The 9,142-nt window shown below is 65.0% G+C and carries 7 protein-coding genes; all 7 read left to right on the forward strand.

Annotation, left to right across the window (positions count from 1 at the left end):
- The first annotated feature begins 43 nt into the window (after positions 1–43).
- Positions 44–853 (forward strand): aldo/keto reductase, encoded by an 810-nt coding sequence (locus tag JNK68_09805; GenBank protein MBL8540651.1) that lies wholly within the window; start codon positions 44–46, stop codon positions 851–853.
- 1 nt (position 854) lies between these two features.
- Positions 855–2,357, forward strand: coding sequence for an ABC transporter permease subunit (locus JNK68_09810; protein MBL8540652.1), 1,503 nt, complete (start codon positions 855–857; stop codon positions 2,355–2,357).
- 88 nt (positions 2,358–2,445) lie between these two features.
- Positions 2,446–3,486 (forward strand): hypothetical protein, encoded by a 1,041-nt coding sequence (locus JNK68_09815; protein MBL8540653.1) that lies wholly within the window; start codon positions 2,446–2,448, stop codon positions 3,484–3,486.
- 110 nt (positions 3,487–3,596) lie between these two features.
- Positions 3,597–4,007, forward strand: a complete 411-nt coding sequence (locus tag JNK68_09820) for a hypothetical protein (GenBank protein MBL8540654.1) — start codon at positions 3,597–3,599, stop codon at positions 4,005–4,007.
- 441 nt (positions 4,008–4,448) lie between these two features.
- Positions 4,449–6,215 carry a polyhydroxyalkanoic acid synthase gene (locus JNK68_09825; protein ID MBL8540655.1) on the forward strand — a complete coding sequence of 589 codons (1,767 nt, stop codon included), beginning with the start codon at positions 4,449–4,451 and terminating at the stop codon, positions 6,213–6,215.
- Between the two features lie 67 nt (positions 6,216–6,282).
- Complete coding sequence (gene adhP, locus JNK68_09830) at positions 6,283–7,311, forward strand: alcohol dehydrogenase AdhP (GenBank protein MBL8540656.1); 1,029 nt, start codon at positions 6,283–6,285, stop codon at positions 7,309–7,311.
- Between the two features lie 244 nt (positions 7,312–7,555).
- A partial coding sequence (locus tag JNK68_09835) for an AAA family ATPase (protein MBL8540657.1) occupies positions 7,556–9,142 on the forward strand: 1,587 nt, incomplete at its 3' end.

Below are 9,142 nucleotides of genomic sequence, written 5' to 3' on the forward strand. Positions count from 1 at the left end.
CAACTCGGCACGCGGCGAATCGACTCCGCTTCTCAAGCGCGCGATTCCGCGCAGCGGCGAATTGTTGCCGGCGGTGGGATTGGGCACTTACCGCACGTTCGACGTCGGCACGTCGCGCGAGGAGCGGGCGCCGCTCACCGAAGTGCTCGATCTGTTCGTGCAGGCGGGCGGGACGGTCGTCGACACCTCGCCCATGTACGGCCGGTCCGAGGGCGTGGTCGGCGATCTCGCGGCGGAACTCGGCATCACGAAATCGCTGTTCCTCGCGACGAAGGTGTGGACGACCGGCCACGACGCCGGCATCCGCCAGATGGAGGAGTCGTTCCACCTGCTCCGTACCGAGCGCATCGACCTCATGCAGGTGCACAACCTGCTCGGCCTCTCGACCCATCTGCGCACACTGCATGAGTGGAAGGCGTCGCGGAAGATCCGCTACTTCGGCATCACGCATTACCACGAGGATGCCTACCGCGAGCTCGAGCGGCTGCTGCGCAGCGAGGATTTCGATTTCCTGCAGATCAATTATTCCGTCCGCGAGCGCAAGGCGGAGCAGACGATCCTGCCGCTGGCAGCGGAGCGCGGCGTCGCGGTGATCGTCAACCGACCCTTTGCGCAGGGCAATCTGCTCGCGCGCGTGCGCGACAAGTCGCTGCCGCCGTGGGCGGCGGACTTCGATTGCACGAGCTGGTCGCAATTCTTCCTCAAGTACATCCTCGCGAACCGGGCGGTCACGTGCGTCGTCCCGGCTACCGCCAACCCGGAGCACCTGGTCGAAAACATGGCCGTCGGCACCGGGCCATTGCCGGACGAAGCCACGCGACGGCGCATGGTGCAGCTCGTCGAGTCGCTCTGACATGCGGGGGCGCGCAGCGTGCGGCGTGTTCGCCCTGCTGTGCGCATTCGCCTCGATGAGCGGGATGGCGGACGACAAGCTCGTCGTCGGCTCCAAGCGCTTCACCGAGTCGTACATCCTCGGCGAGATCGTCGCGCGCACCGCCCGCGAGCACGCGCCCGCGCACTACCGGCCCGGGCTCGGCAACACCGGCATCGTGTTCGCCGCGCTGGAGGCGGGCAGCGTCGACATCTATCCCGACTACACCGGCACGCTCGCGCGCGAGGTGCTGCGCCTCGACCGCGATGTGTCCCTCGATGCGATCAACAAGCACCTGGCCGCGCGCGGCATCGGCATCGGCGTTCCGCTCGGCTTCGCCAACGGCTACGCACTCGCGATGCGCGCCGACCGGGCAGATGCGCTCGGCATCCGCACGCTCTCCGATCTCGCGCAGCATTCGGACCTGCGCTTCGGCTTCTCGCAGGAGTTCATGGGACGCGCCGATGGCTGGCCTGCGCTGCAGCGTGCCTACGGCCTGACGCGGATCGTGCCGCGTGGCCTCGACCACGGACTCGCTTACGAGGCAATAGCCCAGGGCGAGATCGACGTGATCGACGCCTACACCACCGACGCGAAGCTCGCGCGCTACGCGCTGCGCACACTCGACGACGACCGCGGCGTGTTCCCACGGTATGACGCAGTGCTCGTCTACCGGCGCGATGTGCCGCAGCGCTCGCCCGAGGCGTGGGCCGCGATCGGCAAGCTGGCAGGCAGCATCGACGAAGCCGCCATGCAGCGCATGAACGCAGCGGTCGAGCTCGACGGCAAGAGCTTCGCTGCCGCCGCGGACGACTTCCTTTCGGGTACGACCGCGAACAGCGGGGGCGGGCGAGGCGGCCTCTTCGCCGCGCTCTTCGGGGCCGATTTCTGGAAGCTCACGCGCGAGCACCTGACGCTGGTCGTGGTGTCGCTCGCGGTATCGATGGTCATCGGTATTCCGCTCGGCGTCATCGCGGCGCGCCGGCCGCTGCTCGGACAGGGCGTGCTGGCAGCCGTGGGCGTCGTCCAGACCATCCCGGCGCTCGCGCTGCTCGCTTTTCTCATCGCCGCGCTCGGCACCATCGGGACGCTGCCAGCGCTGGTGGCGCTGTCGCTGTATGCGCTGCTGCCGATCGTGCGCAACACGCACGCGGGGCTTACCGGCATTCGCGAGGGTCTGCGGCAGGCCGCTGCCGCGCTCGGCCTCTCGCCGCGCGATCGCCTGCTGTCGATCGAGCTGCCGCTGGCGATGCCGTCGATCCTGGCCGGAATCAAGACTTCTGCCGTGATCAACGTCGGCACCGCGACCATCGCTGCCTTCATCGGCGCGGGTGGCTATGGCGAGCGCATCGTGCAGGGCCTCGCACTCAACGACCGCGCGCTGCTGCTGGCCGGTGCGATCCCTGCCGCGACGCTCGCGCTCCTGGCACAGGGCGCGTTCGAGTGGGTGGAGCGCCGACTCCTTCCGCATGCGGCCAAGGCCTGACGTGTCGGGGCCGGCGCAAACTTGCGACCTGCATGCGTGGAACAATGCGACAATTCTATTCGCATGAGAGATCATCCAAGAGCGCGATATGAACCTATGGTGGAAGTCAGTCGTCTTTGCACTCCCCTGTTTGGTGTGGTTTGCGTTAACACTGGTTCCTTTCTCGGCAGCGCAGAAGGCCGCTGCTCAATCCAGCCCAGCGGTGACCAGCGGACAGGAGGTGCCAGAGCGTTGGGGTTTCTTTTTCGATTCCAGCGGTTGGCACCTCGGATACCAGGCCGCGGACGGTCGTGAGGCCATTCGCGAGTACGTCGTGCAAGGTGAGGACGTTCACAATTGGCGGAAGCTGGTAACCAGTCATTACTACAATTTGAATGTCACTCCGAAAGTCTTCTTCCAGCGATTGATGCAATCGGCGACTCAGGGATGTCCTGGCTTGAAGATCTCGATGATCGAGGAGACATCGGACACGATCATCTTCGAGTGGGAGAACGGCGACGGCTGCGACGGTCAACCGCCTCAGCGTCAACTGCACCGGATATCGCGCGGTTATCCGGGGGTTTTATCCCTCGAGTTTGCCGAGAAGAGACCCTACTCCGACGAGAACCGCGATCTTTGGTTGTCGATTCTGAGAAATGCCGTCGTGCTCGAATCCAGACTTCCGGCACCGCGATCGGAGCCGGCACCGGCGAGCCGTTCCCTGCCAGCGTCCGCCCTGGGTCCACGGCCTCCCAATGAGATCTCGGAGTATCTCGAGACCCTGGGTACGGGCGTCGCGATCGATTTCCGAGACCGTGTTGCCCGGTTAGTCATTACGCTCAAGCCGACAAGGCGGCTTCCTATCTGGGCGTATCTGGAGGCGCGTTTCGAGAACCCTGCGCGCGCCTCGGATCCCATCGTGGTCGGGGAAACGTGGGACGCGCAAGACGACAAAGTGCTCATCGGCACCCCACCGCTGAAGGAGCTGAAATGCTGGAACTACGAGGTCGTCGTTTACGTGTACCAGGACCAGACGAAAGCCAAGCTGCTGGGTACCCATCTTCAGCGTATTCAGTCCACGGTGAATCTGCAGAAGGCTGACTTCGGCAAGGACCTTCAAGCCGCCATGACGGGTGCAAGCTGCCCCTGAGGGCGCGCCTCTACGAATGAAGCCGCTTCCAGTGGTCCTTCCACGATCGCTGGCAGCGACTTGCACTGATCGCTAGAATTGCGCCGGTTCCAACCCTGCAGGAGTGCAAAGTGCGTTCGAGAAACCTCGGCATCATCGGCCTCGTGTCCATCGCGGGTTCGCTTGCAGCAGGCTGCGCCGCGATCGAGAAGACGAACACGGCGGAGGAAGAGCACATGCTGGCAGCGTCGGGATTCCAGATGAAGCTCGCCGACACGCCGGAGCGGATGAAGAAGGTCGCCGCGATGCCGCAACGGAAGTTCACCAAGGTGCCGTACAAGGACGGTACCGTCCGCTGGATCTGGGCCGATGCGCAGTACTGCAAGTGCATCTACGCAGGAACGGAGGCGGCGTATGGCCGCTACTGGAAGATGGCGATGAACCAGGCCATCGCCACCGACGAGGCACAGGCCGCGATGGCGACGGATCTCTACGGCGATTCCGGCGTCTGGGGTGCGTGGGGCTGGGAGCCCTGGTACTGAAAGCGCGACCTTGCGCCCACCGCGCGCGCTCCAGCTTTTTCCTTCCGACAGCGTCGGTTTCGGTCTGACACGGTCCGACGCGGCGCTTCGAGTGGCCGAAGCGGTGCGCGACTGTCTCTGGCGCGCGCACCATCTGTGCAGATGTGGCCTCATATGCACGAGCGTGTGTGGACCAATCTCAGCGCGACCGATCCGCTTGCTTGAATCTTGACCGAATGCCGACATTTCCCTGACGACTCGGCGCGCGTGGGCCGTTACGCTTCATCCTGAGCAACGTTCGCGTATTAGACGCGAACAATCACCCATATGCCATCAGGAGGTCCAACGATGTCTGACTCCGCCTCCAAACCCGTTCCGCTGACCACCAAGGGCGGTGGTCCCAAACCGACTTCGACAGAAGTTAGTAGCGAGCGTCGCGCGGCGCGCGTGCCCACACCACAGATGCCAAGCGAGCAGCGCCGAGAGATGACTGACGCCATTACCTTCCCTGCGAGCGGACGCACGATCGACCGCTTTGTCCATGCGGTCCTTGGCCGCATTACCTTGGGCGTGTCGCCCGCCGGCTTGCTCATTGGCTATCTGGACTGGCTCGCCAACCTGGCAATGGCACCGGGGAGGCAGGCGGAGCTCGCGCAGAAGGCCTGGCGCAAGGTGGCCCGATTCGCCGTGTGGTCGTCCCGCGCCGGGTGGCAGCCGGGCGCACCGCCGTGCATCGAGCCGCTGCGCCAGGACCACCGGTTCACCGCCGAAGAGTGGCAGCAACCGCCGTTCAACTTCTTCTACCAGTGGTTCCTGCTCAACCAGCAATGGTGGTGGAATGCGACCACGAACATCCGCGGCATGTCGCCGCATAATGAGCACGCGATGAACTTCCTGGCGCGACAGGTTCTTGACGTGATGTCGCCGTCGAACTTCGTGCCGACCAATCCCGAAGTCCTGAAAGCCAGTGTGTTCTCGGGCGGGCTCAACTTCATGCGCGGCTTCGTCAACCTCATTGAGGACATCGAAGGCACGATCGCCGGGCGCAAGCCGGCCGGTACCGAGGCCTATGTCGTCGGACGCGACGTGGCAGTGACGCCGGGACAGGTGGTGTTCCGCAACCGGCTGATTGAGCTCCTCCAATACACGCCGGCCACGCCGACGGTCTACGCCGAGCCGATCCTCATCGTGCCGGCACCGATCATGAAGTACTATATCCTGGACCTCTCGCCCGAGAATTCGATGGTGCGGTATCTGGTCGAGCAGGGCCATACGGTGTTCATGATCTCGTGGAAAAACCCCGGTCCGGAGGACCGCGACCTCTCCATGGACGACTATCGCCGACTCGGGGTCTACGCGGCGCTCGAGGCAATCGAAGCCATCGTGCCGGGGGTCAAGCCGCATGCGGTGGGCTACTGTCTGGGCGGCATCCTGCTCACGACCACGGCGGCGGCCATGGCCCGCGACGGCGAGGACCGCATCAGCACGATGACCCTGTTCACCACAGAGCTCGACTACACCGAGCCGGGCGAATTGACACCGTTCATCGACGAGAGTGAGGTCACCTACATCGAGGACATCATGTGGGACCAGGGCTACCTCGATGGCAAGCAGTTCTCGGGGGCCTTCCAGTTGCTGCGGTCGAACGACCTCATCTGGTCGAGGATGATGCGGGAGTATCTGCTGGGCGAGCGCCAGGGGATGAGCGATCTGATGGCGTGGAATGCCGATGTGACCCGTGCGCCGTACGAGATGCACTCGGAGGTGCTGCGCTCACTGTTTCTCGACAACGATCTCGCCCAAGGTCGCTACAAGGTCGACGGGCGTCCCGTGGTCATCAGCGACATCCACGTGCCGATCTTCGCCGTGGCCACGCGAGAGGATCACGTGGCGCCCTGGAAATCCGTCTACAAGCTGCACTTCCTGGCGGACACCGACGTCACCTTCCTGCTCGCGAATGGCGGTCACAATGCGGGGGTCGTGAGCGAACCGGGCCACCCGCGGCGCCACTATCAGGTGGCTACACGCCGGGAGGGCGAGCTTTACGTTGATGCCGAGACCTGGGTAGCACAGGTGCCCATCACCGAAGGCTCGTGGTGGCCGGAATGGGAACGCTGGCTCAACGCGCATTCCTCACGCGAAGGGGTGTCGCCGCCGGCGATGGGGGCGGCAGAGCAGGGATTTGCCCCCCTCGGACCGGCCCCCGGCTCCTACGTGTACCAGGAGTAACGCGGTTCGTTACACACACACCAGGGATGCTGGTTTCCCCATGTCAATCTGAGTTCTGGAGGCCGCAGTGGCGACAACGATGAAAGCAGCGGTAGTGCAGCGATTCGGAGCTCCCCTGACGATCGAGGACGTTCCCGTTCCAACGCCGGGGCCCGGCGAGGTTCTGGTGAAGATCGTCGCGACCGGCGTCTGCCATACCGATTTGCATGCGGCCGACGGCGATTGGCCGGTAAAACCTGTTCCACCGTTCATTCCGGGCCACGAGGGCGCCGGCATCGTCGCCGCCGTTGGGGCCGGGGTCACGCAGTTGAAGGAAGGGGACCGCGTCGGTATCGCCTGGCTGCACGATGCGTGCGGCGCCTGCGAGTATTGCTACACCGGTTGGGAGACGTTGTGTGAGAAGCAGCACAACAGTGGCTACGGCGTGAACGGCAGCTTCGCGGAATATGCCATCGGTTCGGCCGCCTACGTGGGGCGATTGCCCCCCAACGCGGATTTCGTCGCGATGGCCCCGATCCTGTGTGCTGGCGTGACGACCTACAAGGGCATCAAGGAAACCGAGGCGCGTCCCGGTGAATGGATTGCTGTTTCCGGCATCGGTGGCCTCAAGCATATCGCGATCCAGTATGCAAAGGCCATGGGGCTCCATGTCGTGGCCCTGGACGTGTCGGAAGAGAAGCTGTCATTGGCCCGGAGCCTGGGTGCCGAGCTCGCCATCGACGCAGGGGCGCCCGACGCGGCGGCGCAGGTCATCCGGGAAACGGAGGGCGGTGCCCACGGCGTTCTGGTGACTGCCGTCTCGCCGCCGGCGTTTGCCCAGGCACTGCACCTGGTACGACGCAAGGGTACGATCAGCCTCGTGGGGTTGCCGCCCGGAGATTTTGCTACGCCCATCTTCGACGTGGTTCTCAAGCGCATCACACTGCGCGGATCCATCGTCGGCTCGCGCGAGGACCTGGCCGAGGCCATCGATTTCGCTGCAGAAGGAAAAGTGAAGGCGCATATCCATCAAAGGCGCTTGGAGGAGATCAACGAGGTCTTCGCCGATCTCAAGCACGGCAGGGTGGATGGCCGGATCGTGCTCGAGCTGGGATAGGGACGTCGGCGCGGAGGTCCACCTCGTCGGCGCCGGACTGCGGGGGAACCGCTCGGAAACAAACTGAAGGTCCGGTGCGATTCCAGTCGCAGGGCTGCGACTTCCGGCCGCGGCGGGTACTGCCTTGGGCAGCGCTCGGGGTGCGGACGGTGAGCGGGGTTCACGTTGCCTGCGCGCTGCCCGTTGAGCACCGAGGACGCGGCGCTTATGCTAGCTATCCGCAGCCCGGTCTCGGAACCTCCGCATGGCAGAACGGAACGCCCCGGCGCAGTCCCTGGCGCAGTCGAATCCGGTGCAGGTGCGCTTCGACCGATTCGAACTGGACGAAGCCAATGCATCCCTGCTTTGCGACGGAAGCGCTGTCGCTCTCGCCCCGACGCCGTTCGCCGTGTTGTGCGCGCTCGTGCGGCAACCGGGATCACTGCTGACCAAGCACGCGTTGCTGGACGAAGTCTGGGGCCACCGGTTCGTCAGCGACTCGGTGTTGAAGACCGCCATCAGCGAACTGCGGGCGGCGCTCGACGATGATGCCCGTCAAGCGCGCTTCATCGAAACCGTGTCGCGGCGAGGCTATCGCTTCATTGCCGCTACTGTTGCGATACCCATCGCGCCGCGGGCCCACGCGGACGCTTCGCCACTCCGCTCGCGGGAGGCTCCACCCTTCGTCGGTCGCGCGGCAGCGCTCTCGCGGCTCCGCCGCGCTTGGGAGGGCGCGTGCGGCGGCAGGCGCGCGGTTGTCTGGATCGCCGGCGAACCGGGTATCGGCAAGACGACGTTGATCGAGCACTTCGTTGCGAGTCTCGGCGACGTCGCTTGTGCACGCGGCCAATGTGTGGAGCACTACGGCTCTGGCGAGCCGTACCTTCCCGTTCTCGACGCTCTCGCGGAGCTGTGCCGCCGCGACTGCGCTGTCCCCGCTCTGCTGCGCGCCGTTGCGCCGACCTGGCTGCTGCAGCTGCCTTGGCTTAGCACTCCAGCGGAACGCGACGCCCTGCAAAGAGAGCTTGCCGGCGTGAGCCCGGATCGCATGCTCCGCGAGATGGGCGAGTTACTCGACCGGTACACCGAGCGCCGGCCGCTGCTGCTGATAACCGAGGACCTTCATTGGAGCGATCGCGCGACGATTCAGCTCATCGACTATATCGCGCGACGGCGCGGCAGCGCGCGCCTCATGTGGGTGGCAAGCTTCCGTCTCGCCGAGGTGGTCGTGCTGGATCATCCGCTCGACCCCCTGCGGCACGAGCTACGCCCGCACGGGTTGTGCGAGGAAATCGTGCTCGATTCCTTCTCGGAAGCCGAGGTCGCCGACTATGTGGCGGAGCGGTCGCCCTCACTCGCCCGCAACGAAACGTTCGTGCGTGCCTTGCACGCGCGCACGGACGGCGTGCCGCTCTTCGTGGCGTCTGTTCTGAACGACGTCCTGGCGTGTGCTGCGCCAACCGGTGAGGACGCTGCTGCCGGGGTGGAATTCGCGAATGTGGCGGTGCCGGAGAACCTCGCGAACATCATCGATCATTACATCGCAAAGCTGGGGAGCGAGCAGCGCGCGTTGCTGTCAGCGGCCGCTGTTTGCGGGGTGAACTTCCGGATCAGCACAATCGCGAATGCGCTCAACCGCGACCCGGGGTCGGTCGGCGAGACATGCGAGGAGCTCGCGCGCGTGCAGCTATGGCTCATCGCACCGCGCGCCGAACCGGGAAGCGATTTGACAGAGCAGTCATATTCGTTCCGGCACACGCTCTTCCGCCAGGTGTTGTACGAGCGGACCGCTCCGTTACCCCGCTCGCAGCTCCACCGCAAAGTCGGCGCCGCGCTCGAACGAGAGCGTGCG

It is taken from the genome of Betaproteobacteria bacterium (genome assembly GCA_016791345.1).
Classification (GTDB): Bacteria; Pseudomonadota; Gammaproteobacteria; order Burkholderiales; family JAEUMW01; genus JAEUMW01.

What these genes read in the sequence shown, in the direction of transcription:
- JNK68_09810 (MBL8540652.1), top strand. Translation starts at nt 855, where the DNA reads ATGCGGGGGCGCGCAGCGTGCGGCGTGTTCGCCCTGCTGTGCGCATTC.
- JNK68_09815 (MBL8540653.1), top strand. Translation starts at nt 2,446, where the DNA reads ATGAACCTATGGTGGAAGTCAGTCGTCTTTGCACTCCCCTGTTTGGTG.
- JNK68_09825 (MBL8540655.1), top strand. Translation starts at nt 4,449, where the DNA reads ATGCCAAGCGAGCAGCGCCGAGAGATGACTGACGCCATTACCTTCCCT.